Origin of the sequence: Streptomyces africanus (genome assembly GCF_002150735.1) — a bacterium.
GTDB lineage: Bacteria > Actinomycetota > Actinomycetes > Streptomycetales > Streptomycetaceae > Streptomyces > Streptomyces africanus.
The window spans coordinates 1-18051 of sequence record NZ_MUKA01000208.1 but is presented as its reverse complement, the minus strand read 5'-3'; the positions used below and the strand labels follow the sequence as shown (position 1 = coordinate 18051).

Annotated in this window: 16 protein-coding genes and 1 tRNA gene; 6 read left to right on the top strand and 11 right to left on the bottom strand. The window is 70.0% G+C overall.

Features of this window, described 5'->3' with window-relative positions:
• The 3 genes from CCL05_RS24265 to CCL05_RS24255 all read right to left on the bottom strand — a co-directional run.
• On the bottom strand, positions 1-620 hold a 620-nt coding region (locus tag CCL05_RS24265), incomplete at its 3' end, for a carbohydrate ABC transporter permease (RefSeq protein ID WP_086562600.1).
• Between the two features lie 10 nt (positions 621-630).
• Complete coding sequence (locus tag CCL05_RS24260) at positions 631-1644, bottom strand: carbohydrate ABC transporter permease (RefSeq protein ID WP_086562599.1); 1014 nt, start codon at positions 1642-1644, stop codon at positions 631-633.
• 5 nt (positions 1645-1649) lie between these two features.
• Positions 1650-2975, bottom strand: a complete 1326-nt coding sequence (locus CCL05_RS24255; protein ID WP_086562598.1) for an ABC transporter substrate-binding protein — start codon at positions 2973-2975, stop codon at positions 1650-1652.
• Between the two features lie 409 nt (positions 2976-3384).
• Between CCL05_RS24255 and CCL05_RS24250 the strand changes: the two genes are divergently transcribed.
• On the top strand, positions 3385-4440 hold the full coding sequence (locus CCL05_RS24250; protein WP_086562597.1) for a LacI family DNA-binding transcriptional regulator: 1056 nt from the start codon (positions 3385-3387) through the stop codon (positions 4438-4440).
• A gap of 353 nt (positions 4441-4793) precedes the next feature.
• Complete coding sequence (locus CCL05_RS24245) at positions 4794-5894, top strand: hypothetical protein (RefSeq protein ID WP_086562596.1); 1101 nt, start codon at positions 4794-4796, stop codon at positions 5892-5894.
• Between the two features lie 51 nt (positions 5895-5945).
• On the opposite strand, the gene CCL05_RS24240 is transcribed toward CCL05_RS24245, so the two are convergent.
• The 5 genes from CCL05_RS24240 to CCL05_RS24220 form a co-directional block, all read right to left on the bottom strand.
• A complete protein-coding gene (locus CCL05_RS24240) occupies positions 5946-7127 on the bottom strand; it encodes an MFS transporter (RefSeq protein WP_086562595.1) in 1182 nt (393 codons plus the stop codon).
• A 99-nt stretch (positions 7128-7226) separates the two neighbouring features.
• A tRNA-His gene (locus CCL05_RS24235) sits at positions 7227-7299 on the bottom strand.
• A gap of 115 nt (positions 7300-7414) precedes the next feature.
• Entirely contained in the window at positions 7415-8017 is a 603-nt protein-coding gene (gene orn, locus CCL05_RS24230; protein ID WP_037673934.1) for an oligoribonuclease, read from the bottom strand.
• A 157-nt stretch (positions 8018-8174) separates the two neighbouring features.
• Positions 8175-9455: a helix-turn-helix domain-containing protein gene (locus CCL05_RS24225; RefSeq protein ID WP_086562594.1), complete on the bottom strand. Its 1281-nt coding sequence runs from the start codon at positions 9453-9455 to the stop codon at positions 8175-8177.
• A 377-nt stretch (positions 9456-9832) separates the two neighbouring features.
• Positions 9833-10165: a hypothetical protein gene (locus CCL05_RS24220; protein WP_086562593.1), complete on the bottom strand. Its 333-nt coding sequence runs from the start codon at positions 10163-10165 to the stop codon at positions 9833-9835.
• Between the two features lie 306 nt (positions 10166-10471).
• Between CCL05_RS24220 and CCL05_RS24215 the strand changes: the two genes are divergently transcribed.
• Positions 10472-10999, top strand: a complete 528-nt coding sequence (locus CCL05_RS24215; RefSeq protein WP_086562592.1) for a universal stress protein — start codon at positions 10472-10474, stop codon at positions 10997-10999.
• A 155-nt stretch (positions 11000-11154) separates the two neighbouring features.
• Complete coding sequence (locus CCL05_RS24210) at positions 11155-11715, top strand: GPR1/FUN34/YaaH family transporter (RefSeq protein WP_086562591.1); 561 nt, start codon at positions 11155-11157, stop codon at positions 11713-11715.
• A 147-nt stretch (positions 11716-11862) separates the two neighbouring features.
• Here the strand turns inward: CCL05_RS24210 and glmS are convergent, their stop codons facing one another.
• Both glmS and CCL05_RS24200 read right to left on the bottom strand, forming a co-directional pair.
• Positions 11863-13680 (bottom strand): glutamine--fructose-6-phosphate transaminase (isomerizing), encoded by a 1818-nt coding sequence (gene glmS / locus CCL05_RS24205; RefSeq protein WP_086562590.1) that lies wholly within the window; start codon positions 13678-13680, stop codon positions 11863-11865.
• 12 nt (positions 13681-13692) lie between these two features.
• Positions 13693-13950 (bottom strand): hypothetical protein, encoded by a 258-nt coding sequence (locus CCL05_RS24200; protein ID WP_086562589.1) that lies wholly within the window; start codon positions 13948-13950, stop codon positions 13693-13695.
• A gap of 186 nt (positions 13951-14136) precedes the next feature.
• Here CCL05_RS24200 and CCL05_RS24195 point away from each other — a divergent pair, with 186 nt between their 5' ends.
• The gene (locus tag CCL05_RS24195) at positions 14137-15696 is read left to right on the top strand and encodes a purple acid phosphatase family protein (RefSeq protein ID WP_208641608.1); all 1560 of its coding nucleotides are present in this window, start codon (positions 14137-14139) and stop codon (positions 15694-15696) included.
• 22 nt (positions 15697-15718) lie between these two features.
• On the opposite strand, the gene CCL05_RS24190 is transcribed toward CCL05_RS24195, so the two are convergent.
• A complete protein-coding gene (locus CCL05_RS24190; RefSeq protein ID WP_086562587.1) occupies positions 15719-16600 on the bottom strand; it encodes a DUF4429 domain-containing protein in 882 nt (293 codons plus the stop codon).
• Positions 16601-16762: 162 nt separating this feature from the next.
• Between CCL05_RS24190 and CCL05_RS24185 the strand changes: the two genes are divergently transcribed.
• On the top strand, positions 16763-18051 hold a 1289-nt coding region (locus CCL05_RS24185), incomplete at its 3' end, for a beta-N-acetylhexosaminidase (RefSeq protein WP_107400509.1).

The window sequence follows — 18051 nt, the reverse complement described above, 5'->3', positions numbered from 1 at the left end:
GCCCCGTCGACCCGGGCGGCCTCGATGATCTCGTCCGGCAGCGCCTGGATCAGGTACTGCCGCATGAAGAACACACCGAACGCGCTCACCAGCGACGGCAGGATCACCGCCTGCAACTGGTCCGTCCAGTCGAGCTTGGCGACCATCATGTACAGCGGGATCACGCTCAGCTGCGGCGGCACCATCATCGTGCCGATCACGATCAGCATCAGCGCGCCACGGCCCCTGAACCGCAGCTTGGCGAAGGCGAAACCGGCGATCGTCGACAGGAAGACGATGGTCGCCGCCGAAACCCCGGCCACGATCGTGGTGTTGAGGAACGCCTCACCCAGATTGGCGTCCTTCCAGGCGATCTCCAGCTTGTCGAACAGACCCGAGCCGAACCAGAACGGCGGCGGCGTCTGCGCGAGCCGCTGGTTGTCACGCGAGGCGGCGATCGCCGTCCACACCAGCGGGAACAGCGAGACGATCGTGAACACGATGAGGATCGCGTACGCGATCGGACCGCCGTGCAACGTCCCGCCGGCCCGCGCGGACTTCGGCAGGCGGGGGCGTTTGGACTCCTTCGCGGGCGCCGCGCCGGGCGGCGGGGCGTCCTGGGGCGTCACAGTCGTCGTCACGGCCGAACTCCTAACTACTGGCGCGCAGCCGGCGCGAGATGACGTAGTTGACGATGCCGATGACGATCAGCATGAGGAACATCGTCCAGGCGATCGCCGAGGCACGGCCCAGGTGCTGGGCGACCCAGCCCTGCTCGTACAGATACAGACCGAGCGTCTGGAACTGGTGCTCCGCGCCGCCGGAGGTGCCCTTGTTGGCGTCGAACAGCAGCGGCTCGCCGAAGACCTGGCTCGCGCCGATCGTCGACACGACACAGGTGAACAGGATCGTCGGGCGCAGCGCCGGCAGCGTCACATGGATGAACTGCTGCCAGCGGTTGGCCCCGTCCAGCGCCGCCGACTCGTACAGGTCCTGCGGGATCGCCTGCATCGCGGCCAGGTAGATCAGCGCGTTGTAGCCGGTCCAGCGCCAGATGATGATCGAGGAGACGGCGATCTGCGAGAACCACTTGTCGTTCTGCCAGTCGACCGGGTTGATGCCGACCATGTCGAGCGCCCAGTTGATCATGCCGTAGTCACGGCCGAAGAGCAGCACGAACACCAGCGAGGCGGCGGCGATCGACGTCGCGTACGGGGCGAGCATCGCGACCCGGAAGAAGGTCGAGGCCCGCAGCTTGTAGTTGAGGATGTGGGCGATGCCCATCGCCATCAGCAGCTGCGGAACGGTGGAGATGATGCCGATGGTCAGGGTGTTCTTCGCCGCGTTCCAGAAGAACTCGTCGTCGAAGATCCGGGTGTAGTTGCGCAGCCCGACCCAGTTCATGTCGGTCGGCGCGGTCAGCTCCACCTGGTGCAGCGAGGCCCAGCCCGTGTAGATCAGCGGGAACAGGCCGAACGCGATGAACAGCAGGAAGAACGGCGAGACGAAGGCGTACGGGCTCCAGCGGATGTCCCGCTGCCAGCGGCGGGACAGCCGGTCCCGGCGCCGCCGCTCCTTCTCCAGGGACACGGGGTCCCCGGGCGGGCGGCCCGGGGCCGCGCCCCCCTCGGCGGGGGGCGCGGCGGTGTCGTGGCGGGTGGCCATACGGGTCACTGGTCCAGCTTGTTGTCGATGGTCTTGATCGCGGAGTCCCAGGCCTCCTTGGCCGACTTGCCCTTCGTCGCCAGGATCACGCCGTTGTCCGTCAGGCCCTGCATGATGATCTGGTCCTTCGGGCCGATCACCTGGACCGGGGCGGCCTTGGCGGCCTCCGCGAAGATCGGGCCGATCTTCTGGTCACCGGTCATCTCGTTCGTCGCGCCGGTCACTTCGGGCATGGTGTAGGTGGACGGGGCGCTCGGGAAGCTGGCCTGCACCTTGAACAGCTTCGCCTGCTGCTCCGGCGCGGTCAGCCAGGTCACGAACTTCTGCGCTTCCTTCACGTTCTTGCCGCTCTTCGGCACGGTGAGGAAGGTGCCGCCCCAGTTGGCGCCCTTGGGCGCGGTGGCCACGGCCCACTTGCCGGCCGCGTCCGGCTTCGAGTTGCCCTTGATCGTGCCCAGCATCCACGGCGGGCAGGCGATGGCGGCGAACTTGTTGTTGGCGATCGTGGAGTTCCAGGCCGGCTGGAACTGCGTCTGCGACTGGACGAGGCCCTTCTGGGCGGCCTGAGCGGTCAGGTCGAAGGCGGCCTTCACGGCCGGGTTCGTCTTGTAGATGACGTTCCCGGAGGTGTCGTAGAACTTCTTCTCCTCGCTGCCCAGGATCGCCTGGATCAGACCGCCGGGGGAGTCCATGAAGAAGGTGCCCTTGGGGGCCTTCGCCTTGTAGCGCTCGCCGACCTGGACGAGCTTGGCCCAGTCGCCGGCCCACAGCTTGCCCACCTCGGCCGGGTCGGTGGGCAGACCGGCCTGCTTGAAGAGGTCCGTGCGGTAACAGATGGCCATCGGGCCGACGTCGGTGCCGAGTCCGATCGTCTTGCCGTCCTTGGTGGTGGCCTGCTGCCACTTCCAGCCCAGCCACTTGCTCTTGTCCACGCCCGAGACCTTGGACATGTCCTCGAGCTTGTCGGCCTGGGTGGCCGTGACCTCGGCGATGTTGGCCACTTCGACGGCCTGGACGTCCAGCAGACCGCTGTTGGTGGTGAGGTGGTTCAGCAGCGCCGGGTAGTAGTTCTCGTTCCGCTCGACGACGTTCTGTTCGATCTTGATGTTCGGGTTGAGCTTCTCGTACTCGGCGTAGAGGCCGGCTTCCTTGAAGCCCATCGTGCCGAAGAGCCCCACCGAGATCGTCGTCTTGCCCTTGCCGTCACCGTCCGACGAGCCGGAGTTGTCGTCGCCGCCGTCGTCGGCACAGCCGGCCAGCAGCCCGGCGCCCAGCGACGCGACGGCCGCGAGGACCATCGCCTTGCGGGCGGTTCGGATGCGTGCTCGCATGTCGTCCTCCTGTTGCCCTGACGTGCCGACCCCCCGGCCAACTGCATGGTTGGACCCGTTTTCACTCGCTGCGGCTCGGGCGGGGAACGTGCGGGTTGTGTATGTGTCAGGTACTGTGGGAGCGCTCCCACCAGTGATGTGTTGAAGGTTCTCCGGTCGGGGCGGGGGTGTCAAGGGACCGGACAGCGAGAGATGCGTTCAGTTATCGGGCTGTTAACTGGACCGGGGCCGCGGTCCCTTGCGGCCACGGACGGCGATATCGAGCCAGTCGTACCGGCCCGCGGGCCGAGGGCGGGTCCTAAGCGGAAGGCCGGGGGCGGCGGGCCCCGGTGGCGGTCACTACAGCTGACGAGCCTGTTAAATTCCAGGCCAGCCGCAGAGTGCGGGTGTGGACGGGAAGGCGGAGCCCATGGCAAGCCACGGAGCGCGGGGCCGAAGCGGTGGCCGGCCCACCCTCGAAGAGGTGGCGGCGCGCGCCGGTGTCGGCCGCGGCACGGTGTCCCGGGTGATCAACGGCTCGCCCCGGGTCAGCGACGCGACCCGCGCGGCCGTGGAGGCGGCGGTCGCCGAGCTCGGCTACGTCCCGAACACCGCGGCCCGCGCCCTGGCCGCCAACCGCACGGACGCGATCGCCCTGGTCGTGCCCGAGCCGGAGACCCGGTTCTTCGCGGAGCCGTACTTCTCGGACATGCTGAAGGGCGTCGGGGCGGAGTTGTCCGACACGGAGATGCAGCTCCTGCTGATCTTCGCGGGCAGCGACAAGGAACGCCGCCGTCTCGCCCAGTACCTGGCCGCCCACCGGGTGGACGGCGTCCTGCTGGTCTCGGTCCACGCGGACGATCCGCTGCCCGACCTGCTGTCCCAGCTGGACATCCCGGCGGTGATCAGCGGCCCGCGATCGGCGCAGGAGACACTGGCGTCGGTCGACTCGGACAACTACGGCGGCGCCCGCCAGGCCGTCGAGCACCTGCTGTCCCGCGGCCGCCGCCGGGTGGCCCACATCACCGGCCGCCTCGACGTCTACGGCGCCCAGCGCCGCGTCGACGGCTACCGCGACGCGCTGAGCGACGCGGGCCACGGGGCGGACGAGGCACTGATCGAGCCGGGTGACTTCACGGAGGAGGGCGGCAGCCGCGCCATGGCGGCCCTGCTGGAGCGCCGGCCCGACCTGGACGCGGTCTTCGCCGCCTCCGACGTCACCGCCGCCGGCGCCCGCCACGCGCTGCGCGAGGCGGGGCGCCGCATCCCCGACGACGTGGCGCTCGTCGGCTACGACGACTCCGCCATCGCCCGCCACATGGAACCGCCCCTCACCAGCGTCCGCCAGCCCATCGAGGAGATGGGCCGCCGGATGATCGACCTCCTCCTCACGGAGGTCGCCGACCGCCGCCCGCTGGCGTCCCGGGGACTGGACCGACGGCAGGTGGTCCTGGCGACGGAACTGGTGCCCCGGTCGTCGTCGTGACGCCGCATCAAACTGCTGGACATCGCCGAGGTGGCTGCTCGGACGGAGCCGTACGTGCGTCCGGTGGGCGAGGCCATTCACTGCGGGAGATGGAGGCAAAGGACGCCTCTGGCACCAACTACCCGACGGGGCAAGGCGGATGCCCTGTCCGTCTACTTCCAGTAGATCGAACTCCGTCACGCCGTCGAAATCCACCGTCTTACCGGGCCCGTCGTGCGGTGTGATGCGGGCCCGGTCTGAGCTACGCATCCGCTGGGGTAACGCCGAGGCAAGACCAAAAGCCGTCGTGACCCGTGCGATGCCATGGCAGAAGATGATTTCCACAGACAAATGAATCTGGAAACGGGGGCGTCATGGAGGCTTCAGAACTCGCGGTGAGAGCCGTCGGGGTGGTCGTCGCTGCCGCGACCGGGGCAGCGACGGCTGTGGGTGAACGTGCCGGCACGGCTGTCAGCGATCTGGTGCGAACGCGTCTCTCCGGTACCGGTCAAGGGCGTACGGCACTCGAAGGACTCGATGCCCAGCCGGACAGTGACATAGCCCGGTCGGCGGCGGAGGGCGTACTGCGGGAGGAGATCGAGGCGGATCCGCAGTTGAGGCAGCGGCTGGAGATACATCTTTCTGCCCCGGCGCACTTCACGCACAGCGTGGTCTTCACCGGTGGGCGACAGTCCGGCAATGCCATCGCCATCGGCCCGCTGACCATCAACAAGAACACACCAGGTGGTCGGGCGATCCTGGGCGTGGGAGCAGTCCTGGTGGTGCTGCTGCTCGGGCTGGGCGTATACGGCGGGGTCCAGCTCTTCTCCGGCGACGACTCTCCGGGGCAGCACGCCCATGCGCAGGGCACGCGCCCGTCCGCCGACGTCCCGGGCACGGACTCCCCCGGTTCGGAGGGCGACGGCGAGGTGGGGACCGATGTCGGAGCGGTCGCCGAACCGCTGAGCGATGAGGCAACTGTGCGGTCCGTCCTCCCGGATGTGGGCAGCCTGCCTGAGGCCTGGGAGATTACGGACAGCGCCGACGTCCAGGAGGGTGTGCCCGAGGACTGCAGTTCCGATTGCCAGGGGGTGTTGTTCACCGGCACGGTGAGGCTCGAGGAGGAGGACGCGTGGCGAGGCGCCTTCTTCTACGTCCAGGCCTATGACTCGAACGACCACGCCACCCAGCGGTTCGCCGACATACGCGCCGACAAGGACGGACAGTCAGACATCTTCGACTCGATGTCCGTCGAGCCCCTGGGGGACGAGAGCGTGGCCTTCCGGAAGAACATCGTGAACAAAGAGCAGGCCGAGTGCGGTGTGCGGGTCGGAACTGTGGTCGCCTGGGTCACGTATGCGACGGACAGTGGGGAACTCGATCCTGCCGACCTCACCTCCCTCGCCCGGATGCTCGCCGAGCGCGCCCAGCAGGCGCAGGACGGGGAGACTCCCTCAGCGAGCGCGGTGCTCTGACGTGGTCGAACCCCACCGCGGTCTGCGTGACTGCGGTGAACGCGAACCCCGCTACTTCGCCGGCCGCCGCACCAGGTAGACGCCCGCCGTCGACACCAGCACCGCCATGCACGCGATGAAGACCAGGCCCGCGCCCTCCAGGCCGATCCGGTCCGCCAGGAGGCCGACGCCGATCACCGGGACCGAGATGCCCGTGTAGGCGACCACGAAGAGCGTCGAGATCACCGCCGCGCGCTGTTGCTCGGGAGCTGCCCCGGCCACCCCCGACAGGGCGCCGCGGAACGCCAGGCCCTGCCCGGAGCCGCCGACGAGTGCGCTCAGGACCACCAGGGACATCAGGTCCCACCGCAGCGCGCCGGCGAGCAGCGCCAGCCCGGCGAGGAGTCCGGCGCAGCCCAGCGGGAGGGAGCGCCGCACCCCGACCCCGCCGACCGCCAGCTGCCCGGCCGTCGACGCGAAGAAGGCCAGCGCGACGACCAGCCCGCTCACGGCGTGGTTGTCCACGTGCAGGGACTCGGCGAGGAATGCCGGGCTGACCGAGGTGAACACCCCGAAGAGGGCGAACCCCGCGAACGAGGCGATCGCCGCGGGGGCGAACACCGCCCGGACCTGCGGGGGCAGTGCGGGGCGCTGCGGCCGTACGGTGCGCAGCGGCTTGCGTTCCCGTACGGTCTCCGCGAGCCGCAGCAGGACGGCGGCCGACCCCGCCACCAGCACCAGGTGCGTGACGAACGGCAGATACAGCGGCCAGTCGGCGTACTGGGCGAGCACCCCGGACAGGAGCGGCCCGCAGCCCAGCCCGCCCATGTTGGCGGCCGTCGCCACGAACGTGGCCCGGGAGGCGCCGCCTTCCGGCGCGAGCTCCATCACGTACGCCGTGGCGGCCCCCGTGAACAGACCGGCGGACAGTCCCGACAGCAGCCGCCCCGCGTACAGCCAGCCCAGCCCGGTGGCGCACAGGAAACAGACGGCGCTCCCCGCCGCGAGGCCCAGCCCGCACAGCAGCACCGGGCGTCTGCCCACGGCGTCCGAGGCGTTGCCCACCAGCAGCAGGACCCCGATGACCGCGAAGGCGTACACGGCGTACACCACGGTCACCGTCAGCTCGGAGAACCCGAACTTGTCCTGGTAAAGGGGATAGAGGGGAGTCGGCAGCGTGGTACCGGCCATGCACACGGCGAACACGGCCCCGCCGAGCACGCACGCACGCCATCCTCGGCGCTCACCGTCCATGCCGCCGACCGTAACCCCGGCTGCCGCCCGGCCCCGGACCGGCGCGCAAAAGACAATCAGCCGGTGGCTTCTACGCGAAGCCACCGGCTGATTACTCAGGGTGAGTGACGGGACTCGAACCCGCGGCATCCTGGACCACAACCAGGTGCTCTACCAGCTGAGCTACACCCACCATGACCGGCTTGGAGATCAGTGCTGTCCCCGACCGGCCGAGAAAAAGTGTACAGGGTCCGAAGGGGTGCTCGCGCCCGGCTTTCGCGGCGCCCCTCCGCGGGACCCCGGCACGGCTACTGCGCGGGCAGCACGTGCTTCGCGGCGATCTTCTTCGCGGTGTCCGAGTCGGGCCCGGGCTGCGGGACGAAGACGGCCTCGCGGTAGTAGCGCAGCTCCGCGATGGACTCGCGGATGTCGGCGAGCGCCCGGTGGTTGCCGTTCTTCTGCGGGCTGTTGAAGTACGCCCGCGGGTACCACCGGCGGGCCAGCTCCTTGATCGACGACACGTCGACGATCCGGTAGTGCAGGTAGTCCTCCAGCGTCGGCATGTCGCGCAGCAGGAAGCCGCGGTCCGTGCCGACGGAGTTGCCGCACAGCGGGGCCTTGCCCGGCTCCTTGACGTGTTCCCTGACGTACGTCAGGACCTGTTCCTCGGCGTCCTTCAGCGTCGTGCCGTCCGGCAACTCGGCGAGCAGCCCGGACGAGGTGTGCATCTGACGCACCACCTCCGGCATCGTCTCCAGCGCCCGGTCCGGCGGCCGGATGACGATGTCCACGCCCTCGCCGAGCACGTTCAGCTCGGAGTCGGTGACGAGGGCGGCCACCTCGATGAGCGCGTCGTCCGACAGCGAGAGGCCGGTCATCTCGCAGTCGATCCACACCATGCGATCGTTCATGTGTCTAACCTTACGGTGAGCCGCCCCGGGCCGGACCGGCCGTGCCATGACCTTGTGGCCGTGACCTTGTGGCCGCCGTACGCACCCCCCGCGAAACGGCACCGGGCCCGCGCGGAGGGTCATCTCCCCGCGGGCCCGGTCACCGGCTCACGTCACCTCACGTCGCGCTGCGCTGCCCCGGCAGACTCGCCCGGCTCGGCACGTACGCCTCCCGCCCGTTGTCCGGCGCGGCCGACGCCGACGCGGACAGGGCCGGGGACGATCCGACCGCGCTCGCCGCCGCCGTACGGCGGGACTGGAGCGGGACCGGGTGCTCCGGATGCAGCGGGCCGGGCTGCTGGCCGGGATGCCCCGGGTGCCCGGACACGCCGGACCCCGGACCGCCCTGGGCGGCCTCGGTGTCCTGCGGCCGCTCGCCCTGCGGGCGCCGGGCGCGGTAGGCCGCCCGGTACGCGGCCGGCGAGGAGCCCAGCTGGCGGCGGAAGTGCCCGCGCAGGGCGACCGGCGACCGGAAGCCGCAGCGCCCCGCCACCTCGTCCACCGAGTAGTCCGACGTCTCCAGCAGGCGCTGCGCCTGGAGCACCCGCTGCGTGATCAGCCACTGCAGCGGCGCGCTCCCGGTCAGCGAGCGGAAGCGGCGGTCGAACGTACGACGGCTCATGTACGCGCGTGCCGCCAGCGTCTCCACGTCGAACTGTTCGTGGAGGTGCTCCAGCGCCCAGGCGACGACCTCGGCGAGCGGGTCGGCGCCGATCTCCTCGGGTAAAGACCTGTCGAGATAGCGCTCCTGGCCGCCGCTTCGGCGCGGGGGCACGACGAGACGCCGGGCCAGGGCCCCTGCCGCCTCGTTGCCGTGGTCCGTGCGCACGATGTGCAGGCACAGGTCGATGCCCGCGGCGGTGCCTGCCGACGTCAGCACGTCGCCGTCGTCGACGAACAGCTCCCGCGGATCGACGTGCACCGACGGATAGCGTTTCGCCAGCGTCGGCGCGTACATCCAGTGTGTCGTCGCGGGCCGGCCGTCCAGCAGGCCCGCCGCCGCCAGGACGAAGGCGCCGGTGCACAGCCCGACGATGCGGGCGCCCTCCTCGTGTGCCCGGCGCAGCGCGTCGAGCGCCTCGTCCGGTGGCGGAGAAGTGATCGAACGCCAGGCCGGCACGACGACCGTGCCCGCGCGTGAGATCGCTTCCAGGCCATGTGGCGCGGTGAGTTCCAGGCCCCCTGTGGTCCGCAGCGGGCCGTCCTCGCCGCCGCACACCAGCAGCCGGTAGCGCGGCACGCCGGCGTCCTGGCGGTCGATCCCGAACACCGACAAAGGTATGGAACTCTCGAAGATGGGGCCGCCGCTGAACAGCAGCACCGCGACGATCTCCTTGCGGCGTCGCCCGGAAAGCTTCCGGGCTGCGGCTTCCGGCGCGGCAGTGGAGTCGTGGCTCATACTGCTAAGCCCCCCTCGGTGGTCGCGGCTCCTCGGTTGTGTCGCTCCTGCACGTTTCCCCTCGGTCCTGCACGAGTCCCCCGCCGTAGACAGTCAAGATCGAATCTACTGTGTCCCGTCGCGCCGCAGTGGCCGGTTCGGCACTCGGCACATTGTCGACTTGGCAACTTGGCGTGAAGCATTCGATCACGAAGCGTTGCACTCGTGGGGCGTGCAGGGAAGTGCGCCTTGTCGCAGTGGCCAATCCGCGTAGGGTGCGCAGCACCCCTGAGGCCCTTTCCGTGCAGGTCGAACGGGGGTTGGGGGGTGGTCAGGGAGGGTGATGCACAGGTGCGGGAAGTTGGCTGAAAAGCAGCGTGCGTGTGCGCGGAAACCGGTCAGCCGACCGGTGTATCCCCGCCAGTGTGCCGTCCGCCGCGGTGCGACCCCGTTCCGGTGCGGTGGTGCCGGCCCCGATGGGGCGCCCGGTCCTCGGCCGCCAGCCGGGCCGCCCCGCGCTCGGACTGCCGCAGCAGGACCCGGCACGCGCCCGTGACGGCCGCGAGTCCGAGGGCCGTGCCGGCGGCGCCGGCCAGGGAGGCGCCGTACCCGAGGAGCACGAGGGGGACGAGCAGGCAGCTGAAGGCCGCCCAGCGAACCACGTCCGTCGCGGTGTCCCGCGGCGGCGGGGCCGCGCGGTCCGCCTCGGAGGCGGGGCGGGGTCCGGGCATGCGTGCTCCCTGTGGCGTGACTCACGGGGTTCAACGCGTGGCCGGTGAGCAGGTCACTGTCTGACCCGATCACCCCCACGGGTAAGTGAATCCTGTGCAAACCGCCTGTACAGCGCAGCAACCATTGCGTTACGGGCGCCGCCTCGTGCATGCTCCCTGGAACCCGCACGCACGGCGGGCGGGATCTGGGCTAAGGAGGCGTGCCGCCGTACCCTTGGGGGTATGGGGTTGGGAAGACCATTCCCGGACACAGCTCCGCCGCACACTGTTGTCCCTCCCATAAAGGATCACAACGCCGAGACAGCCATGGCCGGTCACGAATTCTTCGAACACGCGGACCGCAAGCGGCCCGTCGCCGATCCCACGGCGGCCGAGCCCCTGGCGGCGGAAGAGCCACGCCACTCCTGCGATCCCGCCTTCAAGCACGGGGTCGTCGTCGGCTTCGACGGCTCCACGTCCAGTGAGCGCGCCCTGGCGTACGCGATCGGCATGGCCCATCGCTCCGGGTCGGGCCTGATCATCGTCCACGTCGCCAACCGGCTGCCGACCACGGTGTGGGCCGGCTGCGAGCCGCCGGTGTTCGTGGACGTGCCGGACCACCGGACCGAGGTGCTCGGTCTTGAGCTGGCCTGTGCGGACTACCTCGCCGAGGTGCCCTGGATCCTGGTCGAGCGCGGCGGCGACATCTGCCACGAACTCGAAGAGGTCGGCCGGGAGTACGAGGCCGACGCGATCGTCGTCGGGTCGACCCACGGCCTCGTCGGGCGGATCTTCGGCTCGGTCGCCGGGCGGCTCGCCAAGCGGGCGCAGCGGCCCGTCATCGTCATTCCCTGAGCGTTCCCTGGCATGGCCTGAGCATTGCCTGAGCGTCAACTCCCTTGCTGCCCCTGTGCGGTGCGTAAACCTACTCGTGCGTAGAGGTGTTTGTGCCCTTGTGAAGGGCATATACGGAACACCGCACCACTGCACATGCACGAAGGGAGCCCGCCGTGGACAAAGACGTCTCCGCGGGAAGCGGAATCACGACCGTGGCCGGTCGACTCGCCCTCGCAATCACCCTGTTGGCCTTCGGGCTGGGGCACGCCGCTGTGCTCGACGGGGTGTCAGCCGCCGACGCCGTGTCAGTCGCCCAGTACGTGGGCGGCATCGCGCTCTTCGCCGCCGGGTTGCTGGCCCTGCGGGACGGGGACACCGCCGGCGGGACGGCGTTCTCGGTGCTCGGGGCGCTGTGGTTCACCTGGGCCGTGTCGGCGGGTGCCTCCGGCAATGAGGCAGGGCTCTTCCTGCTGTTGTTCGCCCTCGTGGTGCTGTCTCTGACGCTTGCGGGCGGGGAGCAGCTCGGTCAGGTGGTCCACGGGCTGTTCTTCGTCGCCCTGTTGCTCATGGCGATCGCCGAGTTCGCCGGTAACGACGGGCTCGCCAAGGCGGGCGGGTGGTTCGCCGTGGCCGCGGGGGCCGTTGCCTGGTACGCGGCCACGGCGGTGCTCGCGCACTGGCCCACGGCGGTTCCGCGACGCGCTGCGGGCCGGGGCGTGACGGCCACCGGTTAGCTGCGCCGGCTGGGGAGTTGGGCGGCTTCCCGGCGATGGAGGCGGACCCCCTGTGTCTGGTGGCAGCATGTGGGGGTCCGTCCTCTTGTTTGGCCTGTGCGGGTGCGTGGGGGTTGCTCGCGCAGTTCCCCGCGCCCCTAAAAACCCCTACTCAACCGTCACTGACTTGGCCAGGTTCCTCGGCTTGTCGATGTCCCTGCCCAGGGTCAGGGCCGTGTGGTACGCGAGGAGTTGGAGGGGGATGCCCAGCAGGATGGGGTCGAGTTCGTCCTCGTTCTTCGGGACGATGATGGTTTCGTCGGCCTTCTCCTGGTGCTGGTGGGCCACCGCGAGGATCTTGCCGCTGCGGGCCTTGATCTCCTCCATGGCGGCGCGGTTCTTCTCCAAGAGGTCGTCGTCGGGGACGATCGCGACCGTGGGGAGGGCCGGCTCGATCAGGGCCAGCGGGCCGTGCTTGAGCTCGGAGGCGGGGTAGGCCTCGGCGTGGATGTAGGAGACCTCCTTGAGCTTCAGGGAGGCCTCGCGGGCCACCGGGTAGCCCCGCACCCGGCCGATGAAGAGCATCGAGCGGGCCTCGGCGAACTGCAGGGCCAGCTTCCTGACGTCCTCCTCGTGCTCCATGATCTCGGCGATCTGGGCGGGCAGCTTGCGCAGGCCCTCGATGATCCGCTTGCCGTCGCGGACCGAGAGGTCGCGGGTGCGGCCGAGGTGGAGGGCGAGGAGCGCGAAGGCCACCGTGGTGTTCGTGAAGCACTTCGTGGAGACGACGCAGACCTCCGGGCCCGCGTGGACGTAGATGCCGCCGTCGGCCTCGCGGGCGATCGCGGAGCCGACCACGTTCACCACGCCCAGGACCCGTGCGCCCTTGCGCTTGAGTTCCTGCACGGCGGCGAGGACGTCGTAGGTCTCGCCGGACTGGGAGACGGCGATGTAGAGGGTGTCGGGGTCGACGACCGCGTTGCGGTAGCGGAACTCGGAGGCCGGCTCGGCGTCGGCGGGGATGCGCGCCAGCTCCTCGATCATCTGGGCGCCGATCATGCCCGCGTGGTACGAGGTGCCGCAGCCGAGGATCTTCACGCGGCGGATGCGCCGGGCCTCGCGGGCGTCGAGGTTGAGGCCGCCCAGGTGCACGGTGGAGAAGCGGTCGTCGATGCGGCCGCGCAGCACGCGGTCCACGGCCTCGGCCTGCTCGTGGATCTCCTTGTGCATGTAGGTGTCGTGGCCGCCCATGTCGTAGGAGGCCGCCTCCCACTCCACGGTGGTGGGCTCCGCGGTGGTGCGCGTGCCCTCCGTGGTGTACGTGCGGAAGTCGTCGGCCTTCAGGGTGGCCATCTCGCCGTCGTCCAGCGTGACGATCTGGCGGGTGTGGGCGACCAGGGCGGCGATGTCCGAGGCGACGAACATCTCCTTCTCACCGATGCCGAGGACGACCGGGGAGCCGTTGCGGGCGACGACGATCCGGTCGGGGAAGTCCGCGTGCAGCACGGCGATGCCGTAGGTGCCCTCGATGAGCCGGAGGGTCTCGCGGACCTTGTCCTCCAGCTTCGTCGCCTGGGAGCGGGCGATGAGGTGGGTGAGGACCTCGGTGTCGGTCTCGGAGAGGAACTCGACGCCGTCCGCCTCCAGCTTGCGACGCAGGTCGGCGGCGTTGTCGATGATGCCGTTGTGGACGACGGCGACCTTGCCCTCGGCGTCGAGGTGCGGGTGGGCGTTGACGTCGGAGGGGGCGCCGTGGGTGGCCCAGCGGGTGTGGGCGATGCCGGTCGTGCCCTTGAAGCGGGCCGGGACCTTGGCCTCCAGGTCGCGGACGCGGCCCTTGGCCTTGACCATCTTCAGGCCGGAGGCCTTCGGGGACGTGATGACGACGCCCGCGGAGTCGTACCCGCGGTACTCCAGGCGCTGGAGGCCCTCCAGGAGGAGGGGAGCGACGTCACGCTTCCCGATGTAACCGACAATGCCGCACATATATACGCATTCCTAGCCGTAGACGATGCGCCGCAGCTGCCGGAGCGAGAGCTCCGGCGGTGCCACCGCGCGATATTTGAGATCCGCCTCGATCCGCTCGAAGATCGCCGCGTTCATCAGGCCCTGGGCCTGGAGCTCGCGGTGGCGGCGACGGACGTACTCCTCGGTCGTCTCGTCGAAGTAGGCGAGCACGTCCTGGATCACGCGCAGCGCCTCGCCCCGGCTGAGGGGCGTGGACCGCGTCAGATGATCAACGAGTTCGTCGTGCACCCGGTAGATCCTGAGGCACCAGCGGCACTTACGCAAGAATTCTGCCCGTTTTCGGGCAGAGGGCTGTGGGGATCCCTTGGGGGAACGTTGAACCTGTCATGAGCGCCTGTTCGTGAAGCGTCCACCGGGCGGCCGGTGTCCCGTTGCCCGAGGCGTCGATTTTTGGACGCCATGGACATTCCTCGTATGGGCGTACCCGAGCGGCTCGCCGAGCGCATGAGCATGGCCGAGCAGCACGAGTACCTGCGCGCCAGATTCTCCCGGCGCACGATGATCAGAGGCGGTGCCGTCACGCTCGGCGCCGTCACCGGTGGCGCGTTCGTGCCGGGCGCCACCGCCCAGGCAGCCGTCCCGAGCGGACGGACGGGCACCGAGAGCGTCGACGGCGCCCATGTGGCCCCCTTCGGCCGCCACCTCGCCTACGGCACCGACCCGCGCACGGAGATGACCGTCTCCTGGCAGGTCCCGGTCGCCGTCAAGAAGCCGTTCATCCGGATCGGCGCCCACCCCACGGACCTCTCCCGGAAGATCGACGCCGAGGTCCGCACCCTCTTCACACCGGCCGGTGTCGGCGCGAGCGGCAACCACACCCAGTACTACGTCCACGCCAAGCTGACCCACCTGCGCCCGGGCCGGACGTACTACTACGGCGTCGGCCACCAGGGCTTCGACCCGGCCGAGCCGCACCTGCTGGGCACCCTCGGCACCTTCACCACCGCCTCCGCGCACAAGGCGCCGTTCACCTTCACGGCCTTCGGCGACGAGGGCGTCAGCTACCACGCGCTCGCCAACAACAGCCTGCTCCTCGGCCAGAACCCGGCCTTCCATCTGCACGCCGGCGACATCGCGTACGGCGACCCGGCCGGCCAGGGCAGGACCGACGACACCGGCTTCGACGCGCGCGTGTGGGACCAGTTCCTCGCGCAGACCGAGTCCGTCGCCAAGTCCGTCCCGTGGATGCCCGCCTACGGCAACCACGACATGGAGGCCTGGTACTCGCCTAACGGCTACGGAGGCGAGGAGGCCCGCTGGACCCTCCCGGACAACGGCCCCGACAAGAAGAACCTCCCGGGCGTCTACTCCTTCGCCTACGGCAACACGGCGGTCATCTCGCTCGACGCCAACGACATCTCCTTCGAGATCCCGGCGAACCTGGGCATCTCGGGCGGCACCCAGACCACGTGGCTGGAGGACCGGCTGAAGAAGTACCGGGCCGCGCCCGACATCGACTTCATCGTCGTGTTCTTCCACCACTGCGCCTACTGCACCTCCACCGCCCACGCCTCCGAGGGCGGGGTCCGGCAGGAGTGGGTGCCGCTGTTCGAGAAGTACACCGTGGACCTGGTCATCAACGGCCACAACCACCAGTACGAGCGCACCGACGTCATCAAGGGCGACAAGGTCACCAGGAAGCTCCCGATCGGCGGCACGGCCTACCCGGAGACCGACGGCGTCGTGTACGTGACGGCCGGCGCGGCGGGCCGCAGCCTCTACGCGTTCAGCGCCCCGCTGTCGTACGAGGGCAACGAGCACGACGTGGACTCCGTGTCCTCGTTCGTCAACGTCAAGGGCGGCAAGCAGAACGAGACCGTCACCTGGTCGCGGGTGCGCTACCTCGACTACTCCTTCCTGCGCGTGGACGTCACCCCCGCGCCGAAGGGGCACCTGGCCACGCTCACGGTGCGCGGCATCGCCGAGACCGGTGACCAGGTGGACCACTTCACGGTGGCGCGCCGGGCGAAGTAGCGCCCGAGGGTGTCCCGGGGTGCTACATCCGCTTGAGGATCGCCTGCTTGGCCAGGGCGAACTCGTCGTCCGTCAGGACGCCCGTGCGGTGCAGGTCGCCGAGCTCGCGCAGGCGGCGCAGCAGGGCGTCGTGATCGTCCTCGGCGGACGCGACCGGGGGAGAAGGCGGTTCCGGTCGCGCGTCCGGGACGTCGGCGGCGGCCCGGGCCGGGTGCGGAAGCCTGGCCTGGACCGCCGCCGCGACCAGCGCCATCAGCGGGTCCTTCCTGAAGCCCCACAGCTCCACGGCGTTGGGGTCGTACTTGGGCGGGGCCTTGGTGGGCGCGTTGCGCACGGTGAAGCGGAGGTAGCCGTTCTCCAGGCCGGCCGCCGGCTGCCACTCCACGTCCGTGATGTCGGCGAGCAGGAGCGTGCGGGCACCGGCGGCGGCCTTGGCGTCCTCCGTCTTCCAGTTCCACTCCAGGCGTATGCGCTCGCCGTCGAAGCCGGCGGTGCCGTCCCCGGCGGAGACCGACAGGGGGACGGAGGGGCCCGGCAGCAGGTACGTGTCGACCGGGTCGGCGGGGACCTGGTCCAGGAGCAGGGCGCCCCGGACCTCGTCCGTGAAGTACTCGGCGACGCCGTAGCGGTCGGACTCGACGATCAGCTGGTACGGGTCGTGGGGCTCGGTGAGCCGGCCGCCGGTGGCATGCAGCAGCGGGTCGGCGCCGTCGCGCAGACGGAGCCTGAGCCGCCCCGCCTTCTTGCCCTGCTCGAAGGAGATCCCGGCCAACGCCCCCAGCGGGACGACCAGTTCACCCAGCTCCCTGCGCAGCAGACTGATGTTCCTGTCCCGCCCCGGGGTCAGCCGCAGGGCGTCGCCGTCGAAGGCCCATGTGCCGTCCTTCTGGATGATTTCCGCCATGGGGTGGATTGTTCCACCGGTCTCACGAGAGAGTGGTCCAGACCTCTTGGGGCTCAACCGGCTCATGGAAGGGACACGCTTGTGAGAGACGGCCGTGCGAGACCGCGCCACAGAACGCTTCGCCTGCTCGGTTCCCTGCTGCTGGTCGGGACGGGCCTCTCGATGACCGGGGCCGCCCCCGCGCAGGCGGCAGCGCCCGCCCCGCTCGACCGGGTGATCCCCGCACCCGCCTCGGTCGCCCCGGGCGGCTCCCCCTACCGCATCACCCGCGGCACGCACATCCACGTCGACGGCTCGCCCGAGGCGCGGCGCGTCGCCGAGTACCTCGCGGCCCTCCTGCGGCCCTCGACCGGCTACCGCCTCCCGGTCACCGATCAGGGCGCCGGGGGCATCCGGCTGCGCCTCGCCCAGGGCCCCTTCGGTGCCGAGGGCTACCGCCTCGACAGCGGCCGGGGCGGCGTCACCATCACCGCGGCCCATCCCGCCGGTCTCTTCCACGGCGTCCAGACCCTGCGCCAGCTCCTCCCCGCGGCCGTCGAGAAGGACACCGTCCAGCCCGGCCCCTGGCTGATCGCCGGCGGCACCGTCCAGGACCGTCCGCGCTACGGCTGGCGCGGTGCCATGCTCGACGTCTCCCGGCACTTCTTCACCGTCGAGCAGGTCAAGCGCTTCATCGACCAGCTCGCCCTCTACAAGATCAACAAGCTGCATCTGCACCTGAGCGACGACCAGGGCTGGCGCATCGCCATCGACGCCTGGCCGCGCCTCGCGACGTACGGGGGCTCCACGGAGGTCGGCGGCGGTCCCGGCGGCCACTACACCAAGGCCCAGTACAAGGAGATCGTGCGGTACGCCGCCTCCCGCTACCTGGAGGTCGTCCCCGAGACAGACATGCCGGGCCACACCAACGCGGCCCTCGCCTCCTACGCCGGCCTGAACTGCGACGGCGTCGCGCCTCCGCTCTACACCGGCACCGAGGTCGGCTTCAGCTCGCTGTGCGTCGGCGAGGAGAGCACGTACGACTTCGTGGAGGACGTGGTCCGGGAGCTCGCGGCGCTCACGCCGGGGCGTTATCTGCACATCGGGGGCGACGAGGCGGACTCCACCAGTCATGAGGACTACGTGAAGTTCATGGACCGGGTGCAGCCGGTCGTCGCGGAGTACGGCAAGACGGTCGTCGGCTGGCATCAGCTGACCGGTGCGACACCGGCGGCGGGTGCGCTCGTCCAGTACTGGGGGCTCGACAGCACCGGTGCGGAGGAGAAGGCGCGGGTGGTGAAGGCCGCGCAGGGTGGTACGGGGCTGATTCTGTCTCCGGCCGACCGGGTGTATCTCGACATGAAGTACACCGAGGACACGCCGCTGGGGTTGTCCTGGGCGGGGTATGTCGAGGTGCGGCGGTCCTACGACTGGGATCCGGGGGCTTATCTGGCCGGGGTGCCGGAGGGGGC

Excerpts from the sequence above, each read along its gene's own strand:
- CCL05_RS24260 (WP_086562599.1), bottom strand. The coding sequence starts at position 1,644 with ATGGCCACCCGCCACGACACCGCCGCGCCCCCCGCCGAGGGGGGCGCG.
- CCL05_RS24255 (WP_086562598.1), bottom strand. The coding sequence starts at position 2,975 with ATGCGAGCACGCATCCGAACCGCCCGCAAGGCGATGGTCCTCGCGGCC.
- CCL05_RS24250 (WP_086562597.1), top strand. The coding sequence starts at position 3,385 with ATGGCAAGCCACGGAGCGCGGGGCCGAAGCGGTGGCCGGCCCACCCTC.
- CCL05_RS24245 (WP_086562596.1), top strand. The coding sequence starts at position 4,794 with ATGGAGGCTTCAGAACTCGCGGTGAGAGCCGTCGGGGTGGTCGTCGCT.
- CCL05_RS24240 (WP_086562595.1), bottom strand. The coding sequence starts at position 7,127 with ATGGACGGTGAGCGCCGAGGATGGCGTGCGTGCGTGCTCGGCGGGGCC.
- orn (WP_037673934.1), bottom strand. The coding sequence starts at position 8,017 with ATGAACGATCGCATGGTGTGGATCGACTGCGAGATGACCGGCCTCTCG.
- CCL05_RS24225 (WP_086562594.1), bottom strand. The coding sequence starts at position 9,455 with ATGAGCCACGACTCCACTGCCGCGCCGGAAGCCGCAGCCCGGAAGCTT.
- CCL05_RS24220 (WP_086562593.1), bottom strand. The coding sequence starts at position 10,165 with ATGCCCGGACCCCGCCCCGCCTCCGAGGCGGACCGCGCGGCCCCGCCG.
- CCL05_RS24215 (WP_086562592.1), top strand. The coding sequence starts at position 10,472 with ATGGCCGGTCACGAATTCTTCGAACACGCGGACCGCAAGCGGCCCGTC.
- glmS (WP_086562590.1), bottom strand. The coding sequence starts at position 13,680 with ATGTGCGGCATTGTCGGTTACATCGGGAAGCGTGACGTCGCTCCCCTC.
- CCL05_RS24195 (WP_208641608.1), top strand. The coding sequence starts at position 14,137 with ATGGGCGTACCCGAGCGGCTCGCCGAGCGCATGAGCATGGCCGAGCAG.
- CCL05_RS24190 (WP_086562587.1), bottom strand. The coding sequence starts at position 16,600 with ATGGCGGAAATCATCCAGAAGGACGGCACATGGGCCTTCGACGGCGAC.